An 18395-nucleotide genomic window follows, 5' to 3' on the forward strand; every position below is an offset into this window, starting at 1 on the left:
CGTGTCACTACGACCCTTGGTCGCCCGACCGTAGGGACGCGCCATGCGCGTCCGCGCGGTGCCCGAACGCTCATCGCACTGCAACGCAACCGTAGAGCCACGCCCTGCGTGGCTGAATCTCCTCACGGCTCATCAATGCGGCACGGAATCGACTTCATCCATGTCAATCAAAGACATGCGCACCCTGTTCCCTTGGTACTCGATTCTCCCCCCGTACGTTGCAATGACTGCCGCCACGCGCTTCATGTAAGCGCTTCTAAACTCCGGCGTCAGACAAGCACTCACGTCGAGCAATCCAATCACGATGACAACGCCGCGCCTTCCCCCAATGCAACCGCATCTGGCACGCAGGCGCACCGGGCCGCGCTCCTTGTCCAGCATCAATGACACCGTCTCCGTGATCGTCCGGTACGCTGCCAACTGAAGCGGAATGCTCAGCTGACAGGGATCGCCACTGAGCTGATGCTCGGCCACGCGATGACTGCTGCGCCACTCCTGACCGATTCCACCCACCTGCAGCGCCAGGTACAACCCGACATGTTCCAGCGAGGTCGGATAGATCAGGCTCGACCTGTCACGCATCTCCCGTGAGCTGATAGTAGCGAACTGCCGCATGACCTTCGCCATTTCCGGGTGCTTCCGCTCCTCAAGCCAATCCGCTAGATCGCATACCGAGCGATCTATGTCCTCGTAGATCTTTCTGATGCCAAGAACGTGCCTTTTGAGTGTCATCTCCAAGGCATGTTGGGAGAAACGGAACGCCCGGTGGTCTCCGGTCGCCAACGGCAGCAGCTTCGCTGACGCACCCTCATCGCGTCGAACCACCAAGCCGAACAGAATCAAAGTGGCCGCGACGAGGGCAACACCCACCTGATTCGTGAATGTCGATGGATCGAACGATCCTGGAAGCCCGGTGGTCGCAGTCGAAAGGTGAATCGCGAAGTTGAGTGCTGGCACCCCTATGGCGACGCCGCGCCAACCATGCAGTAATGCAAGACCGATAACAGGAAGAGTCATCAACAGCTGTATCGGCACATCACCCAGGTACCGCGTGGGCACGTAAAAGGCAAACCCGGTCATCGAAGCCAAGGCCAGAACCATGATGAGCGTTGGCGCATGCAGCCAGCATCCCAACGTGCGTAGCGGGGCTGGCCGCAGCCAGAGCATTGCAAGCGGGACCACCGTCACAATCGCAAGAAACTCACCGATTGTGTATCGAACCCCGAGCACCCAGTAATCACCCTGTGGGGGCTCCGGCCAGAGAAGATGCGCAGCTGTGACGTTGAGAAAGTTGATAGCCAGGGCGGAGATGAGCGAGATGGGGAGGAAGCTCGCGTAGTCACCGCTGCGCACTTCGCGGCGGCATATGTGAACCAATGAGGCAACCAGAGGAAACGGATAAGACGAAGCGATCAACGCCCACGTCAAGCCGTACCTCTCGACCATGGGTGCACGGACGCACGCGAAGTAGGCGTAGTCCCCCAGAAGCAGATACGGCCACATGCGTGGCCGACATACCAGGAGCGCTGCAATGCGGATACCAGCAGGCAGGAAGAATTGGTCAACGGACACCTGCCGCGAAGCCCAGCACGCCGCCGCGTACAGCGCAGCAACCAGTAATCCTTCCGGCAGCTCCAGCAACCGTGCTTGAAATCCCCGTACCAGCTTGCTGTCCGACATCCCTACCCTCCTTAGGTGGGCCGTTGTCGCGATTCGTCTGCGACGCCTGCCTGTTGCGAGGGCGGGAAAGTAGCGGGTGCGATGCGGGGGAGCAATGCGATTTATGGGGATTTGAGCAAAGTTGAAACAGTTCCTATGGGGTGGTCAGGCGGGGTTTGGGGTGCGCGCGGTTCAAGCGTGTTGTGACGGGGTGTGGGGATGTCGTAACGGACACACGCGCAATTCCGATTTGGGTCCATGCGTTAATGCGGTGATTGCCGTTATCGGCAGTCGTCTTGCGACCGACTCTACCGGTCCGACATTCATGTGCACGGGCAGGTTGTCCATCGAGGAAGCATCCCGCCCCGCATCCCTTTTTATCGGGGGGCTATGTAGCCACCGGGCACCCCATTGGGGGAAAGCACCAGCTGCCACAGCTGTGCGTGGCGGCAGCGGAAGCTGGCCATGGAGCCGGCGAGATAGAAGCGCCACATGCGCTTGAAGCGTTCGTCGTAACGCTGCGAGTCGAGGCGCGGCCACGCGGCTTCCACGTTCGCGCGCCAGGCCTGCAGGGTGCGGTCGTAGTCCGCACCGAAGCTGTGCCAGTCTTCCAGCACGAACAGGCCTTCATAGGCTTCGGTGATCTGCGCGGCCGAGGGCAGCATCGAATTGGGGAAGATGTAGCGCGCGATCCACGGGTCGGTGCGGTGGCGCGAGATGTTGCTGCCAATGGTGTGCAGCAGGAACAAGCCGTCGGTTTTGAGGCAGCGCCGTGCCATCTCGAAATACGTGCGGTAGTTCTTGTCGCCCACGTGCTCGAACATGCCGACCGAGAGAATGGCGTCGAAGGGTTCGTCCAGCTCGCGATAGTCCTGCAGGCGGATCTCCACCGGCAAGCCGGCGCAGCGATGGCGTGCGAATTCGGCCTGTTCCTGCGAGATGGTGATACCCACGCCGGACACGCCATAGCGCGTGGCGGCGTACTCCAGTGCTTCGCCCCAGCCGCAGCCAATGTCCAGCACGCGTTGGCCCGGGCGCAGCCGCAGCTTGCGGCAGATCAGGTCGAGCTTGGCTTCCTGCGCGCTGTCCAGGTCCAGGGCGTCGGCCCAGTAGCCGCAGCTGTACACCAGCCGGCGGCCGAGCATTGCCTGGTAAAGGTCGTTGCCGAGGTCGTAATGGCGCTTGCCCACTTCCAGGCCGCCGCTGCCGGCTTGCAGATTGAACAGACGCGCCTTGAGCGCATCCGCCAGCTCACGCCAGCCGTGCACGCGTTCGTCCAGATGCGCCTGCATAAGGTGCAGCAGGAAGCCGTCCAGAGAAACGGCATCCCACTGACCGTCCATGTAGCTTTCACCCAGGCCGAGCGAGCCGTGGGCGATCACCCGCGAATAGAAATGGTCGTCGTGGACCTGCAGGTCATGTGGGCGACTGCCGCCCACGATCACGTCTGCTTCGAGCAGCAGTTCGGCAACCCGATGCTGCAGCCCGACGTCCATGCACGACTCCGCCTCAGCCCTTCGCGAACAGGCCGGCGTACGCCGGTGCCACGTGCGGAACCAGCAGGCTGGCCGGCACGTCCACGGTCTGGGTGCCGTCCGAATACGGCCCGACCTGGTACGGCGGGAACACGAAGCGCAGCGCGGTAATCAGCCCCTGCGGGTCGGTCACCGGCTGGAACTGGCTGAAGTTGTCCGCGCTGGCACCTGTGCCGTCGGCGATCGTGCGGCTGGCGCTGCGCAGCGATTCCTGCAGCTGGCCGGGCTCCATGTCTTCGGCGCTCAGACGGGTGGCCACGCGCTCGCGCAACTGGTCGGCCACATAGTCGCTGACCGCCGCCCAGCCCTTGCTGTCGGGAATGAGCGTCTCTGCGGTGAGCAGCTTCTGCTGCTCCGGCAGCCACACGAAGCGGGCGACCAGCGGTTCGCCGTGGGCACCGCCGGTGTAGCGGCTGCCGTCAGCGCTGATCACCACCAACTGCGGTGTTTCCAGCAGCTTTTCAAAGCTCAGCGACAGCTCGTACGGCATGGTCGGGGTGTCATTGCCCAGCCCATCGACCGCCTGCTGCAGTTCGCCGCGCGCGGCGGTGGCGTAGTCCGACAGCGCTTTGGCCAGGCCCGGGTACTGACTTACGTCCTGCGGGTAGCTGATGCCGATGACGGCTTTGGGCGAGTTTTCGATCACATCGCGCAGTTCCACCGGGGCCTCGGGTGCCGCCGGCGCATCGACATTTTCCGGCAGCGCGGCGGTCGCGTCCTGCGCCGGCGCATCCGCCGGTGCTTCCGCGTCGCGTTTGCAGCCTGCCAGCAGTACCACGCCCAGTGCCAGCACCCAGCCGCCGTAACCCAGTGCCCGGCGGTTTCCTGCGATCTTCATTGCAATCCCCTTGTTGAATCCACGCATGATGATCTTTCTTCCGTGAAGCACAACTCATCGTCGTTCAGCCGGCCAGCAGGTCCTGGTATTCGTCGTGGTGACGCTCGAGAAACGCCTCGGCATATTCGCAGGCGGGTACCACCTTGTAGCCCTGCTCGCGGGCAAAGCGCAGGGCCACCTTGGTCAGTTCTCCGGCAATGCCACGACCACCGATCTCCTCCGGCACACCGGTGTGGAGAATGGTCATCCGCTTGCGCTTGACCTGGTAATCCAGCACCGCCTCATGCCCCCTCACCCGGGCCTTGAACCGATGGTGGACCTGGTCGTGTTCGACCTCGTAAGCCAATCCGGGCGGGGTTACAGAAGCCATGGGCGACGTCTCCTGCGGCGACTGCCGCGATAGTGCGGAGCCGCCCGCCACGGCCGCGTGAAGCCTGAATCGGGGCAGTTGTGGACGTTTTGCGTCACATCTGTCCTGCGCGGCCGGGGGCGGAACGTCTGGCCCTTGTAGAGCCACGCCATGCGTGGCTGGGGTGCCCCGGCTTGGTCGAAGCCACGCATGGCGTGGCTCTACGAAGGCCCTCCCCCTAAAGTCTGGCCGGCTCAAGCCGATACAGGGAACTGACAGGCCGCAAAAGCTGGCACGAGCCTTGCGATATCTGCCTGCCCTCTCCGTGTCATAAGGAGTCGTACATGGACCACATCCCCGCACCTTCGCTGCCCGTCGACGCCGACAGCTCGCTGCTGGAAGGCCTGTTCCAGCTGGCCCTGAACGGCCAGACCCAGGGGTCGGAATTCGACCTGATCGACCATGAGGTGTACGCCCGGCTGCTCAGCGCCTACGGCGTCGACGGCCGCATTGCGGCCTGATCCGGCACAGGTCACGCCCATCGGGCGTGACCTGCATGGCCATCACCCGCCCATCAGATTGAAGCGCGGGTTGCTCAGCTCGGCCAGGAAGTGCTGGAAGATCTCCGGGCGCATGGCCAGCAGGAACAGCACACCGAACGCGGCACCGGCCAGGTGCGCGCTGTGGTTGATGCGGTCACCGCCGCGGCGGTCCATCCAGATGCTGTAGCCCACGTAGAACGCGGCGTAGATGATCGCCGGCGCGGGAATGAAGAACACGAAGATGATGCTCCACGGGCTGAGCAGGATGAAGGCGAACAGCACCGCCGACACCGCGCCCGACGCGCCCAGGCTCATGTAATTCGGGTTCTTCTGGTTCTTCAGATAGCTGGGCAGGATCGAGACCAGCAGCGCGCCCAGATAGAACGCCGGGTAGGTCAGGTAGCTGCCGGTCAGGCCCAGCATCACCCGTTCGATCTGCCCGCCGAAGAAGAACAGGGTGATCATGTTGAACGCCAGGTGCGCCAGATCCGCATGGATGAAGCCATACGTGATCAGGCGGTCGTACTGGCGCTTGCGGTCCACCGCCGGCGGCCACAGGATCAGGCGGTCGGCGAGTGCACGGTTTTTGAACGCCATCCACGACACCAGGACGGTGATGGCGATCAGCAGCAGGTTCACGGGGGTCATCGGGGTACTCAGGCAGCGCGGTAGTTATCGACCATACGATAACGCTTGGCATACCAACCGAAGGCCAACGCCGCGACAAAGGCGAAACCGGCGAAGAAGAACATCAGGAACGCGGCCTCGCTGAGGCCGGTACTGGCGATCTTGTGGGTCACCGTCTCATTGCGCACGGCGGCGTTGGACAGCAGCACCCACAGGTTGCCGATGGTGGTGGTGAGGTTCCAGAAGCTCATCACCACGCCCTTCATGGCCTGCGGGGCCTGGCTGTAGGCGAACTCCAGCCCGGTGGCCGACACCAGCACCTCACCGAAGGTCAGCAGCGCGTACGGCAGCACCTGCCAGAAGATCGACATGGCGTCGCCACCGTCCATCATCACCTGGATGCCGCCCACCACCACCCAGGCAAGGCCACTGAAGGCGATGCCGGCGGTCATGCGGCGCAGCGCGGTTGGCTCGAAGCCGAAGCGGCGCAGGGCCGGGTACAGCACCAGGTTGTTGAACGGAATCAGGATCATCACCAGCAGCGGGTTCAGCGCCTGCATCTGCGAGGCGGTGAACCAGCTGGGCATGCTCATCTGCTGGCCCTGCAGCACCCAGGTGGAAGCCTTCTGGTCGAACAGCGAGAAGAACGGTGTGGTCAGCGCGAAGATCACCAGCACGCGCAGCACCGAGCGCACGCCTTCCACGGCTTCGGCCGGGTGCGACGCGCGGGCGCGGTCCAGCTGGATCCAGGTGCCACCACCGACACCGGCCAGCACCAGCACCAGCGCGATGCACAGGCAGATCACGATGCCCAGGGTGCCCACCAGGCCCATCGAGGCCACTGCCAGCACCAGGCCCAGCACGGCCAGGGTCAGGCCCGGACGGGCCTTGCCCGGCACCTGCGCGGTCAGCGCGGTGCGCACCACGTTGCCGAACGAATGCGGGTCCTTCGGCGGCAGCGGTACCAGCACATAGCGCTTGCGGCCCAGCCAGAACACGAAGGTGGCCACGAACATCAGGATGCCCGGAATGCCGAACGCCCACTGCGGGCCCAGGTTCTTCAGCGCCAGCGGAATCAGCAGCGAGGCGAACAGCGAACCGAAGTTGATGATCCAGTAGAAGGCGTCGAATACCACCTTGGCCAGATGCTTGTTGCTCTGGTCGAACTGGTCGCCCATGAACGAGGCCACCAGCGGCTTGATGCCGCCCGCGCCCAGCGCGATCAGGCCAAGGCCCAGGAAGAAGCCTTCACGGCTGTTCTCGAACACCGCCAGACACGCATGGCCGGCGCAGTAGACCAGGCTGAACCACAGAATGGTGTGGTACTTGCCGAAGAACTTGTCGGCCAGCCAGCCGCCCAGCAGCGGAAAGAAATACACGCCGATCATGAAGCTGTGCATGATGTCCTTGGCCTCGCCCGCCCGTCCTTCGGCGGTGATCTCCTGCAGCAGCAGCGAGGTGATCAGGAACTGCACCAGGATGTTGCGCATCCCATAGAAACTGAACCGCTCGCAGGCCTCGTTGCCAATGATGTACGGAATCTGGCCTGGCATTTTTCCCTTGCCAGCGCTGGCGGCTGCATGCGTGCTCATTCGATGGGGCTGTCCTGCGTGTATAAAGGGTGAAAGGGTACCGGAAGGGCCGCAGTGGCGCACGTTGCAGCCGGACGTGACAGGCGGCCCTTTCCATGGCAGGCCGACCGAGGTCACGGCACCTCCACGGCATAAGCGTAAACTTATCGTTATGCCCCCCCTCCCCTCGCTTGGACCGGGACGCTGGCCCTGCTGGCTCCTGATGCTGCTGCTGGTGACACCCACCGCCCTGGCCCACGCCCGCCAGGGCGAGGCTGTGCCGCGCCTGCTGAAGGTGGCGACGCTGGAGCTGCCTGAACAGGACGACAGCCAATGGCAGCAACGCCGCGAGCAGGTGCTGAAGCTGCTGGAGGCGTTACAGCCGGATGTCATCGCCGTGCAGCGGGTGGCGCAGGACAAGAGCCGCAACAATCGCGCCTGCTGGCTGGCGGTGCGGCTGCGCTACAGCTGCGATTTCGTCACTGCCGACCCGCCCAGCCAGCCCCTGCGCCAGGGCAGCGCCATGCTCAGCCGGCTGGAAGTGGTCGAGGACGGCGTGACCCTGCTGCACCCGCCCGGGCGCTACAGCGCGGCGGGGATGCTGCGGGTCAAGCAGGGCGAGGACCTGATCAACGTCTATGTGGCCCGGCTGTGGCCCGAGCCGGACGAAGCGGCGATCCGCCGCCACCAGACCAGCGACCTGATGACCTGGATCGGGGCCACCGCTGATGGCCTTCCCTCGCTGATTGCCGGGGCCTATGCGGCCAGCACGGATGAGCTGGTGAGCAGTTCGCCCGGGTTCCAGCCGGCGCGGAAGAATCCGGGGGAACGGGTCGAGCCGCCGTCGGTGGCGGGCAGCGCGACGCGGGCGCATGGGCTGGATGTGCTGTTCCAGGTGAAGCATTTCAGCGGGGTAAGCCTGGAGGCGGTGAAGCTGCTGCCGGCTGATGAAGCGGAGGGTCCGGCGGTTCGGCTGGGGGTGATGGCTACATTGCAGTTGCAGGACGGCACCCTGTAGGGACGGGCCGTGCCCGTCCGCACGTGGATGCCGACACCCCGCGCAGACGGGCATGGCCCGTCTCTACGCACAAACAAAAACGGCCGGGCAATGCCCGGCCGTTTGGCGTCACACGTACCCTGCGATCAGGCGATCGCTTCCTGGTAGCGGCGCTCCACTTCGTTCCAGTCGATCACGTTGAAGAACGCACCGATGTATTCCGGACGACGGTTCTGGTACTTCAGGTAGTAGGCGTGCTCCCACACGTCCAGACCCAGGATCGGCGTGTTGCCTTCCATCAGCGGGCTGTCCTGGTTGCCGGTGCTTTCGACCACAACCTTCTTGTCCGGGGTGACGCTCAGCCAGGCCCAGCCGCTGCCGAAGCGGGTCAGCGCGGCCTTGGTGAACGCTTCCTTGAAGGCATCGAAACCGCCCAGCTGGGCGTCGATGGCCTTGGCCACGTCGCCGACCGGCTTACCGCCGGCGTTCGGGGCCATCACGGTCCAGAACAGCGAGTGGTTGGCGTGACCACCGCCGTTGTTGCGCACCGGACCCTGCAGGTTCTCCGGCAGCGACTTGAGCTTCTTGACCAGCTCTTCCACCGGCAGGTCGGCATACTCGGTGCCTTCCAGCGCAGCGTTGACGTTGTTGATGTAGGTCTGGTGGTGCTTGGTGTGATGGATTTCCATCGTCTCCGCATCGATATGCGGTTCAAGCGCGGTGTAAGCGTAAGACAGCTTGGGGAGGGTGTAGGCCATGTGGTTCTCCTGGTAGCTCACTCACCCGGTGGAACCCGGGCGTTGCGTGACGATGATGGGGATGGTCCGCCAGCTTACCAAGCCCTGCGTAAACAAATCTGAGTTCCAGGTGGCGCGCATGTTATGCAGCGGTGATGAGACCCTCACACCACGCGTTACAGTAGCCGCGGTTTTCCCTGCCTCTCTATCCATGCGCAAGCCCCTTCTTCTGCTGGTTGCCATCGTGCTGCTTGTTGGCGGTCTGTTCGCCATCAAGGAATCACAGCGGCCACCGCCGCCGCAGTTCGCCCCGTCACTGACCGGCGGCGCAACCCCGGCTGACCCCGCACCGCCCACGGCGGCCCGCGATCCGCTGCCGTCATTCCTGCCGCCCGAGGCGCGCCAGACCATCGCCCTGATCCAGCGCGGCGGCCCCTACCCGCACCGTCAGGACGGCAGCGTGTTCGGCAACCGCGAAAAGCGCCTGCCCGAGCGACCGCGCGGCTACTACCGTGAGTTCACCGTGGAGACGCCCGGCGCTTCCAACCGGGGTGCGCGCCGCATCGTCACCGGTGGCAACCCGCCGACCGGCTGGTTCTACACCGATGATCACTATGAAACCTTCCGCAGTTTTGATGTCCCCCCGGCCGGGAGCTGGCAATGACCCATGATCCGTTCGACCTGGGGTTGCATGACCTCAACAATGCTGGCGTGTACGCCATTGGCAACGACGACGTAGGCCCGCTGTCGGCGGCCATGCGCGATGCCGGACTGAAGGTGCTGCGGGTGGACCTGGACGGCTGCGGCGACAAGCGCACCCTGCTGGCCCGTCTTGGCGCACAGCTGGATTTCCCGCAGGGCACGGGTGGCAACTGGGATGCGCTCTCGGACAACCTGCGCGACCTGGGGTGGCTGAAGTCGCCGGGCGGGTACGCGCTGTTTTTGAGCGATGCGGATGGATTGCGCGAGGGCGGTGCGTCTGATTTCGAAACGCTGCTGGATCTGCTGGACGAAGCCAGTCAGGCCTGGGCGCAACAGGACGTGCCGTTCTGGGCGTTTGTGGCGTTGAAGGATGTGCCGGCCGAAGGTTGAGGTGGTTTGGTAGTGCCGGCCGCTGGCCGGCAACCACGCAATACCTGGCACCGCTTGGTTGCCGGCCAGCGGCCGGCACTACCGGTCATCGGCTGCCGTTATCTTCCTGAAGTTCCTTTTTGAACGGGATATCCGGCGGCGGCCTTGCCACCGCCGGCTGGTCCTGCATGTTCGGGTCGGTCAGGCCGCAGCCGCCGCCGAACTGCAGCACCGAAATCACGCAGGAAATTTTCGAGCTGGTCCCGGGGATCGGAATCTCCATGGACTTGATGCCGCGGCGTACCCACTCGGCCAGCAGCGACTCGTTCGGGGCCCAGTACTTGTCGAACGAGGTCGGGGTGTAGTCATACGGCGGGCGCTTGAGCCACGTGCCGGACTGGGCAATGCGCTCGCGGCTCCAGCCGTCATTTTCGCCACCGGGGGCACCACGTTCGCTGTTGCCACTGCCGTCCTGGTTCGGCACGCGCACGCTGCCATCCGCGTTGAACAGCCCATCACCGGTGCGACCGGTGCCCTGGTTGGCCTGCGCGGTACTGCCTGGGGCGTTGCGCGAGGCTGCACCCCAGTCGTCACCGCGTGCGGGGGTGGACCAGTCGCCTGGATTGGGAGCCGGGCGCGCGGCGGGTGCCGTTGACGGCTGTGACGATGCGGCGCTGCGCGCGGGCGACGGGGATGACGCTGCGGTGGACGTAGAGCCGGGCTCTGCCCGGCTGGCCGACGGCGACGGCGCGGACGGCAGCGGGGCAGAGCCCCGCTCTACAACAGCGGGTGTCGGTGTCGTTGAAGGCGCGGATGCGGGTGCGGGTGTTGGAGTCGCAGATGCTGAGGTGGCCGTTTCCGGAGCGGGACGCGGCGGCGCATTGGGAATGGTGCGTTCGCGCACCGCTACCTCGGGGCTGCGTGTCGGCGGGCGCACCGTGACCTCGCGCGACGGCAGCTGCGGAATGGTCACATCCACCACCGGCACGGACGGCACTTCGCGCTCGCGCACCTGCACATCGCGCTGCGGCAGGGTCACTTCCACACGCGGTGTCGCAACGGGGACGACGGGCGTCGGCGCGGTCACCACGGTGACTTCGCGCTCGCGCACGGTGATCTCACGCGGGCGCAGCTGCGGTTCGATCGGACGCAGTTGCGGCGTGGTCGGCGTGACCTGCGGTGCTTCCACCGTGGTGACCGTGCGTTCGCGCACCGTGACCTGCGGAGCCTCGCGTGGGACGACCCGGATTTCCGTGCGTGGCACGGTGGTGGGCGGCACCACGAAATCGGTGGTGGCCTCGGCGACGTCGGTGGCCTGGATCGGTTGCTCCACCGTGGGTGCCGGCGTGGGGGGCGTCGGCTGCGGTTCGGGCGCGGGGGTGGGTGGAGGTGGGGTTGCGGCGACCGGGGTTGGCGGCACGGGTTCCGCCGGGGTCGGCTCGGCTGGCGTCGGCACCGGGGGAGCGGGTTCGCTTGGCGTAGAGCCGGGCTCTGCCCGGCTGGCCGTTTGCGGTTGGTTCGACGGCAGCGGGGCAGAGCCCCGCTCTACATTGGAGCGCGCAGCGGCCGTAGTGCCCGGGCGCGCGGATTCTGCGTTGTTCGGTTGCGCACCACTGGCTGCGGCTGGCTGGCCACCGCCCTGCTCTGCCGGGGTGCCCTGGCCAATGAAATCCACCCGCATGCGCCCGCCATCGCCGCCCTGCTGCGGCTCGACCGGCGGGCGGATCACTGCCACCCACACCAGCAGCAGCGCGAACATCACGTGCAGCAGCACGCTGATGGCCGCCGAGGTCCAGCGCATCCAGCGCTGGTCGCGCGGGGCCGGGTCCCAGGTCTGCCACGCCAGACGGCGCAGCGCCTGCGGAAGGCTCAGCGCGGGCAGCCGCCCCGGCGAGCCGGGCAGCGGACGCTGCATCAGCTGCGCGACCATCTCGGCGGCTCGCGCCGAGTAAGGCAGCGGATTCAGCGCGCGCAGCCACAGGCCCCAGCCGTACGGCAGGCCCGTGGTCTTTTCCACAATGCGCTTGTCCGGCTGGCGTGCCAGCAGCCAAGCGAGAATGTCGTCAGCCCGGCGCAGAGGCACGCAGCGGAATCAGGCTGCCGTACCGCGGGGGATATACGGGGCGTGACCGCTGTCGTGGTCGGTCGCGTCACGCACAGCGGTAATCCCGGGCACACGGCCCATCAGCGTTTTCTCGATACCCTGCTTCAAGGTGACGTCGGCCATGCCGCAGCCCTGGCAACCGCCGCCGAAGCGCAGCAGCACCACGCCATCGGCCGAGACTTCCTGCACCGCCACGCGGCCACCGTGTGAGGCCAGCTGCGGGTTCACTTCGTTTTCCACCACCCAGTGCACGCGCTCGACCAGCGAGGCCGAATCGGCCGGCGCTTCGCCCTTGATCTTCGGGGCCTTGATGGTGAGCTGCTGGCTGCCGGCGCTGTTGTTGACGAAGTCGATTTCCGCGCCATCCAGCCAGCCGACGCTGTCGGAGGCCACGTACAGGGTGAAACCGTCGCAGTCCACCGCCCATTCGTCGCCGAGCAGGTCGGCCGGTTCGGCAAACTCCAGACGCGCATCGGCGCGCGGGGTGCCGGCATCCACGGCGCTGAGGCGCACGCCCATGCCGGGCACGGATTCGCGCTCGATGAGTTTGCGGAAATAGGTCTGGGCAGTGTCGGAGATCTGGATCATGCGGCTATTCTAGCGGCTTACATGTTATGCGCTCATTCGGTTTATACACTGTCCGGCGCATTGTTCAGGCATACAGATGGTGGAGGATTCCATGACCGACCTCATTCCCCTGGCCCAGGCCCGCTGCGTGGCGCGCCGGGGCAGCGACCACAAGCTGGGTCAGGCCCGCATCGCCGAGCTGCTGCCGCAGGTGCCCGGCTGGGAGCTGGCCGAACAGGGCCAGGCGCTGACCCGTACGTTTACCTTCAAGAACTACTACCGCACCATGGCTTTCGTGAACGCCCTGGCCTATGTGGCCCATGCCGAGGACCATCACCCGGACCTGGGCGTGCACTACGACCGGGCGGTGGTGCGCTTCTCCACCCATGATGTGGGCGGTTTGAGCGAGAACGACTTCATCTGTGCAGCCAAGGCTTCGGCCCTGACGGAGTGATACCCATGAAAATGATCCATGCTGCCCTGCCGGCGGTTGCGTTGTTGGCATTGACCGCGTGCTCGGGCTCCTCCGAGCCCGCCGCCCCCGTGGCGGCCCCGACCGAAGTGGCCGCAGTGAAGACCCCGCCGCCGCAGTACCCGATCGAACTGGCCTGCCAGGGCGTGGGTGGCACCAGCACGTTGAAGGTGGTGATCGGCCCCGATGGCAAGCCCAGCGACGTGGCGCTGGCGACCAGCAGTGGCAACGGCACGCTGGATGAGCAGGCGCGCACCGCGGTGCTGGGCTGGCAGTTCAAGGCCGCGACCCGTGCCGGCCAGCCGGTGTCGAGCACCATCCAGGTGCCGGTGACCTTCAACCCGCCGCAGCCCAAGCCGGATGAGTGTTTCGCGATTGAAGAGCGGCTGCGCCGCGGCGGTTGATCTATCCGTTACGGAAGCAAGCCTGCGCCAGCTTCACCCCCCACCCGCGCCGCATGACCTGCGGCGCGCTGCACATGTACAAGGATGCATTGGCGCATGCCTGATTTTTCCGCTGAAAACGTAATCGTTGCCCTGCTGGTCACCCTGGCCGCAGGCCTCGCCACCGGGCTGGGCAGCCTGATGGTGTTGTTCTCCCGCCGTCCGAATCCGCGCCTGTTGGCCTTCGGCCTGGCCTTCGCCGGTGGCGCGATGGTGTTCGTTTCGCTCACCGAGATCCTCAACAAGGCAATCGACTCGTTCACCCTGGCCTATGACGCTCGGCTGGGCTTCGCCTACGGCACGGCGGCGTTCCTGGGCGGGGTGCTGCTGATCGTGCTGATCGATCATCTGATCCCCAATCCGCACGACAGCCTGGACAAGCAGGACCCGATGTACCGCGACAACAACCGCGCCTACATCAAGCGCGTGGGTCTGCTGACGGCGGTGGCGATCACCGCGCACAACTTCCCGGAAGGCCTGGCCACGTTCTTCGCCACGCTGGAAAGCCCGTCGGTGGGCATGCCGCTGGCGTTCGCGATTGCAATCCACAACATTCCCGAAGGCATCGCGATTGCGGTGCCGGTCTACTTCGCCACCCAGAACAAGGGCTACGCTTTCCTGGCCAGCCTGGCCTCGGGCCTGGCCGAGCCGGTCGGCGCGATCATCGGCTACGCGGCGCTGTCGAACGTGCTCACCCACGCCACCTTCGGCTGGGTGTTCGGGCTGATTTCGGGCGTGATGGTGTTCCTGGCCCTGGATGAGCTGCTGCCGGCAGCCAAGCGCTACGCCAAGGGTCACGAAACCGTGTACGGCCTGGTGGCAGGCATGGGCAGCCTGGCGATCAGCCTGGTGTTGTTCAAGTGGTGATGCCGCGAACAGCTGCAGTTGCGGACATGCCGTAGAGCCACGCCCTGCGTGGCTGCTGTTGGTTTTGGGCGAACAGCCGGTGGTCATCGGCTCCCGTGTTTGGCGTCTCGGGATGGGATTGCGGGACACGCCGTGAACCCGTCCATGGGGGCTCGTCAAAAACATCCATGTTTTTGACGGTCCCGCAAACCCAACCCGAGACGCCCCAGACAGATGGCCGGTGGCCTCTGGGAAACGCCAAATCAAGGGCGATGTCGATTTGGGGTCATGCGTTACCGGATGGTGGGGATTTCACGGCCGTCGTCTGTCGACCGACGCTACCACCCCCTTGGCCACCGATAGCCTGTCGATGGCGGGTCGGGGTGGGCTGGAGGGGGCGTGAGCCGCATGGATGCGGCGACCGAGCTTACAGGGACGTACTTGCAGCGTCCCCCGGAACGCCCATCCCGACCCGCCAAACCAGGGAGCCAATGGACGCCGGCTGTTCGCCCAAAACCAACAGCAGCCGGGCAGAGCCCGGCTCTACGGAGATCGCGGATCAGCCCAGGCGATCGAGGGCTTCGGCCAGCTCGTCGGCGAGCGGGGCGTTGAGGACGTAGGGGGTTTTGCCGTTGTCCAGGGCGAACTCCAGCGAGGCGGCGTGCAGGAACAGGCGTTTCAGGCCGATCTGCTCACGAAGACGCTTGTTGACGTCCGGTTCGCCGTATTTGTCGTCGCCGGCGACCGGGTGGCCGAGGTGCTGGGCATGCACGCGGATCTGGTGGGTGCGGCCGGTTTCGATCCGGACCTCGCAGTACGAATGCCCGCCCCGGCGCTCCAGCACCTTGAAGTGGCTGATCGACTCCTTGCCGATCGCGTTCACCTGCACGTGGCGCTCGCCGCCCTGGCGCAGACCCACGTGCAGCGGCGCGTCCACCGTCATCGTGCCGTCCGGCATGCGGCCCACCAGCAGGGTCAGGTAGCGCTTGCGGATGCCCGCGCCGTGGTCTTCACGCAGCAGCGCCTGCAGCTCGCTCAGCGCCGAACGCTTCTTGGCCACCACCAGCAGGCCCGAGGTGTCCCGGTCCAGCCGGTGCACCAGCTCCAGGGTCTTGCCCGGACGCAGGGCGCGCAGGGTCTCGATCGCCCCGAAGCTGATCCCGCTGCCACCATGGCTGGCCACCCCGGACGGCTTGTTCAGGGCCAGCAGGCGGTCGTCCTCGAAGACGATGGCTGCCTCCAGTCGCTTCATGAACGCCTCCGGTGGCGCTGCCTTGTCTCCCTCTTCGGTGAGACGGACCGGCGGCACACGCACCTCGTCGCCCGCTTCCAGCTTGCGCTCGGCCTTGGCGCGGCCGCCGTTCACACGGACCTGGCCACTGCGCACCAGCTTGTACACCAGGCTGCGCGGAGCCCCTTTCAGCTGGCCCAGCAGGAAGTTGTCCAGGCGTTGCCCGGCGCGGTCGGCCGGAACTGTGATCATGCGCACGCTGGTCTTGGTGTCAGCGGACTTGGGGGACGGCTCGGAGACGGTCATTGGCCTTTTATTCTGTTACACTCGGCGGGCGAGATAAGGGATTGATTTCGTTGGAAGTTGTTCTGGGCCAGAAGCCCGGCTTCCTTCGATTCCGGCACAGTGCGCAGCCACCGCCCCCGGGGCGGCCATGTTAGCGGCTCACCGGCGGTCCCGGCCATCGCCGGATGCCTGACAAGCGTCTGTGCTGAAAAAATGACCCTGTGGCGCTCCAGCCTGGCTGACAGCTGCCTCCGGCCCGCAACACCCAAACCATAAAAATGTAGCGCTCCCGCGGCCTGCCGTGGTGTTGAAGCGCTGGAAGCCCAAGCCGCCCTCCCCGCGCATGCGCGATGGGCGAGCAAGCGTGACCAGAAGCGAAACCCCATGGCGTTCCGCGCGGTAGCAGCGCGCGAGGAACGCAACAATGAAGCGAATGCTGATCAATGCCACGCAGGCTGAAGAGCTGCGGGTAGCCATCGTGGATGGCCAGACGCTGTACGACATCGATATCGAACAGCCGTCCAAGGAACAGAAGAAGTCGAACATCTACAAGGGCCGCATCACCCGCCTGGAGCCCTCGCTGGAAGCAGCGTTTGTTGAATACGGCGGCGACCGTCACGGCTTCCTGCCGCTGAAGGAAATCTCCCGCGATTACTTCCAGGCCGGGGTCGACCACAACAAGGCGACCATCCGCGAACTGTTGCGCGAAGGCCAGGAAGTGGTTGTCCAGGTGGACAAGGAAGAGCGTGGCAACAAGGGCGCTGCCCTGACCACGTTCATCTCGCTGGCCGGCCGCTACATGGTGCTGATGCCGAACTCGCCCACCGCCGGTGGCGTGTCGCGTCGCATCGAGGGCGAAGACCGCGCCGCGCTGAAGGACGCGCTGGACAAGCTGAACATCCCCGACGACATGGGCGTGATCATCCGCACCGCCGGTGTCGGCCGTGACGCCGAAGAACTGCAGTGGGACCTGGACTACCTGCTGCAGGTCTGGAAGGCCATCGCCGAAGCGGCGCTGACCAAGCCGGCACCGTTCCTGATCTACCAGGAATCGCGCCTGATCGTGCGCGCCCTGCGCGACTACCTGCGCGCCGATGTCGGCGAGATCCTGGTCGACACCGAGGAACTGTACGAAACCGCCCGCGAGTTCATGCAGCAGGTGATGCCGCAGACCCTGCGCAAGCTCAAGCACTACAAGGACGACATTCCGCTGTTCAACCGCTTCCAGATCGAATCGCAGATCGAAGGCGCGTATGAACGCAATGTGCGCCTGCCGTCGGGCGGCTCGATCGTGGTCGACCAGACCGAAGCGCTGACCGCCATCGACGTCAACTCCTCGCGCGCCACCAAGGGCAGCGACATCGAAGACACCGCCTTCCAGACCAACCTGGAAGCGGCCGAGGAAGTCGCCCGCCAGCTGCGCCTGCGCGACCTCGGCGGCCTGGTGGTGATCGACTTCATCGACATGTCGTCGAACAAGCACCAGCGTGAAGTGGAAAACCGCCTGCAGAACGCACTGAAGTACGACCGTGCGCGCGTGCAGCTGGGCCGTATCTCGCGCTTCGGCCTGATGGAAATGAGCCGCCAGCGCCTGCGTCCGAGCCTGGGCGAATCCAGCCAGATCATCTGCCCGCGTTGCGACGGCCACGGCCGCATGCGCAGCGTGGAGTCGCTGTCGCTGTCGATCATCCGCGTGGCCGAAGAACACGCCATGAAGGAAAACACCGGGCAGGTGCTGGTCCAGGCCCCGGTGGAGATCGCCAACTACCTGCTCAACGAGAAGCGCAGCGCGCTGCGTGAAATCGAGCAGCGCCACGACGCGCCCATCGTGATCGTCGCCGACGAGCAGCTGCACACCCCGCATTACGAAGTGACCCGCCTGCGTGAAAACGAACTGGGCGAGGAAAGCGGCAAGCCGAGCTACCAGCGCGGCACCCCGCGCAAGCTGCCGGTGCACGCCCTGACCAAGGCCCAGCTGAACATCCCGGCGGCCCCGGCCGTGACCCACGTCAAGCACAGCGCCCCGGCTCCGGTGCGTGAAGTGGCTGAAGCAGAGGCCGCACCGGCCCCGGCTCCGGTCGCCCCGGCACCGGTAGCCGCGCCGGCTACCGGCGGCGTGGTCGGCTGGTTCAAGCGCATCTTTGGCGGTGAACCGGCTCCGGCCGCTGCCCCGGCTGCGCCGGCACGCCCGGCCCAGGACGGTAACCGCAACGGTCGCAACAAGGACCGCAACGGCAAGGACCGTCGTCGCGACGAGCGCGGTGGCAATGGCCAGGCCCAGGGCCAGGGTCGCAACAAGGACCGCCGCGACGAGCGCGGTGACCGCAGCGGCAAGGGCGAGCGTCGCGACGACCGCCGCCAGGACCAGGCTGCCAATGCCAACGCCGGCCAGGCCCAGCAGGGCCAGGGCAAGCCGCGCAATGAGCAGCAGCAGAAGCCGCGCAACGAACAGCAGCCGCAGCAGCAACAGCCGAAGCTGAAGCAGCCGCAGAAGCAGAACGGCCAGAAGCCGCAGCAGAAC

At 65.6% G+C, this 18395-nt stretch carries 18 protein-coding genes; 8 read left to right on the plus strand and 10 right to left on the minus strand.

What is annotated here, in order from left to right; all coding sequences use genetic code 11:
* Positions 1-132 precede the first annotated feature (132 nt).
* The 4 genes from RT551_RS13610 to RT551_RS13625 form a co-directional block, all read right to left on the minus strand.
* Positions 133-1680 (minus strand): MASE1 domain-containing protein, encoded by a 1548-nt coding sequence (locus RT551_RS13610; RefSeq protein WP_313459576.1) that lies wholly within the window; start codon positions 1678-1680, stop codon positions 133-135.
* 356 nt (positions 1681-2036) lie between these two features.
* Complete coding sequence (gene cfa, locus RT551_RS13615) at positions 2037-3260, minus strand: cyclopropane fatty acyl phospholipid synthase (RefSeq protein ID WP_313459607.1); 1224 nt, start codon at positions 3258-3260, stop codon at positions 2037-2039.
* A complete protein-coding gene (locus RT551_RS13620; protein ID WP_313459579.1) occupies positions 3169-4032 on the minus strand; it encodes a DUF4163 domain-containing protein in 864 nt (287 codons plus the stop codon). The genes cfa and RT551_RS13620 overlap by 92 nt, the downstream gene beginning before the upstream one ends.
* Positions 4033-4096: 64 nt before the next feature.
* A complete protein-coding gene (locus RT551_RS13625; protein WP_313459581.1) occupies positions 4097-4402 on the minus strand; it encodes a GNAT family N-acetyltransferase in 306 nt (101 codons plus the stop codon).
* 323 nt (positions 4403-4725) lie between these two features.
* Here RT551_RS13625 and RT551_RS13630 point away from each other — a divergent pair, with 323 nt between their 5' ends.
* Positions 4726-4902, plus strand: coding sequence for a hypothetical protein (locus tag RT551_RS13630; protein ID WP_313459584.1), 177 nt, complete (start codon positions 4726-4728; stop codon positions 4900-4902).
* Between the two features lie 42 nt (positions 4903-4944).
* Here the strand turns inward: RT551_RS13630 and RT551_RS13635 are convergent, their stop codons facing one another.
* Together RT551_RS13635 and RT551_RS13640 are read right to left on the minus strand one after the other, a co-directional pair.
* On the minus strand, positions 4945-5571 hold the full coding sequence (locus tag RT551_RS13635) for a rhomboid family intramembrane serine protease (protein ID WP_311191843.1): 627 nt from the start codon (positions 5569-5571) through the stop codon (positions 4945-4947).
* Between the two features lie 8 nt (positions 5572-5579).
* A complete protein-coding gene (locus RT551_RS13640) occupies positions 5580-7142 on the minus strand; it encodes an oligopeptide:H+ symporter (protein WP_313459585.1) in 1563 nt (520 codons plus the stop codon).
* A gap of 202 nt (positions 7143-7344) precedes the next feature.
* Here RT551_RS13640 and RT551_RS13645 point away from each other — a divergent pair, with 202 nt between their 5' ends.
* A complete protein-coding gene (locus tag RT551_RS13645) occupies positions 7345-8139 on the plus strand; it encodes an endonuclease/exonuclease/phosphatase family protein (protein WP_313459587.1) in 795 nt (264 codons plus the stop codon).
* A 125-nt stretch (positions 8140-8264) separates the two neighbouring features.
* Here RT551_RS13645 and RT551_RS13650 read toward each other — a convergent pair whose 3' ends face one another.
* A complete protein-coding gene (locus tag RT551_RS13650) occupies positions 8265-8876 on the minus strand; it encodes a superoxide dismutase (RefSeq protein WP_313459590.1) in 612 nt (203 codons plus the stop codon).
* Positions 8877-9066: 190 nt separating this feature from the next.
* Between RT551_RS13650 and RT551_RS13655 the strand changes: the two genes are divergently transcribed.
* Together RT551_RS13655 and RT551_RS13660 are read left to right on the plus strand one after the other, a co-directional pair.
* A complete protein-coding gene (locus RT551_RS13655; protein ID WP_313459592.1) occupies positions 9067-9519 on the plus strand; it encodes a ribonuclease domain-containing protein in 453 nt (150 codons plus the stop codon).
* Positions 9516-9947, plus strand: a complete 432-nt coding sequence (locus RT551_RS13660) for a barstar family protein (RefSeq protein WP_313459594.1) — start codon at positions 9516-9518, stop codon at positions 9945-9947. Before RT551_RS13655 ends, RT551_RS13660 begins: the two co-directional genes overlap by 4 nt.
* A gap of 85 nt (positions 9948-10032) precedes the next feature.
* Here RT551_RS13660 and RT551_RS13665 read toward each other — a convergent pair whose 3' ends face one another.
* Positions 10033-12009, minus strand: coding sequence for a hypothetical protein (locus RT551_RS13665; RefSeq protein WP_313459596.1), 1977 nt, complete (start codon positions 12007-12009; stop codon positions 10033-10035).
* A gap of 9 nt (positions 12010-12018) precedes the next feature.
* Positions 12019-12618, minus strand: coding sequence for an NfuA family Fe-S biogenesis protein (locus tag RT551_RS13670; protein WP_313459599.1), 600 nt, complete (start codon positions 12616-12618; stop codon positions 12019-12021).
* Between the two features lie 91 nt (positions 12619-12709).
* Here RT551_RS13670 and RT551_RS13675 point away from each other — a divergent pair, with 91 nt between their 5' ends.
* The 3 genes from RT551_RS13675 (at position 12710) to zupT (ending at position 14379) form a co-directional block, all read left to right on the plus strand.
* Positions 12710-13051, plus strand: coding sequence for a 4a-hydroxytetrahydrobiopterin dehydratase (locus RT551_RS13675; RefSeq protein WP_313459601.1), 342 nt, complete (start codon positions 12710-12712; stop codon positions 13049-13051).
* A gap of 11 nt (positions 13052-13062) precedes the next feature.
* A complete protein-coding gene (locus RT551_RS13680; protein WP_313459609.1) occupies positions 13063-13473 on the plus strand; it encodes an energy transducer TonB in 411 nt (136 codons plus the stop codon).
* A gap of 96 nt (positions 13474-13569) precedes the next feature.
* On the plus strand, positions 13570-14379 hold the full coding sequence (zupT, locus tag RT551_RS13685) for a zinc transporter ZupT (RefSeq protein WP_282298447.1): 810 nt from the start codon (positions 13570-13572) through the stop codon (positions 14377-14379).
* Between the two features lie 538 nt (positions 14380-14917).
* Here zupT and RT551_RS13690 read toward each other — a convergent pair.
* Positions 14918-15895: an RluA family pseudouridine synthase gene (locus tag RT551_RS13690; RefSeq protein ID WP_313459604.1), complete on the minus strand. Its 978-nt coding sequence runs from the start codon at positions 15893-15895 to the stop codon at positions 14918-14920.
* Positions 15896-16298: 403 nt separating this feature from the next.
* Between RT551_RS13690 and rne the strand changes: the two genes are divergently transcribed.
* Positions 16299-18395 (plus strand): ribonuclease E (gene rne / locus RT551_RS13695; RefSeq protein WP_313459605.1); only part of this gene is annotated, 2097 nt, incomplete at its 3' end.

The sequence above is a fragment of the Stenotrophomonas sp. genome (genome assembly GCF_032103445.1).
In the GTDB taxonomy this organism is placed as follows: Bacteria; Pseudomonadota; Gammaproteobacteria; order Xanthomonadales; family Xanthomonadaceae; genus Stenotrophomonas.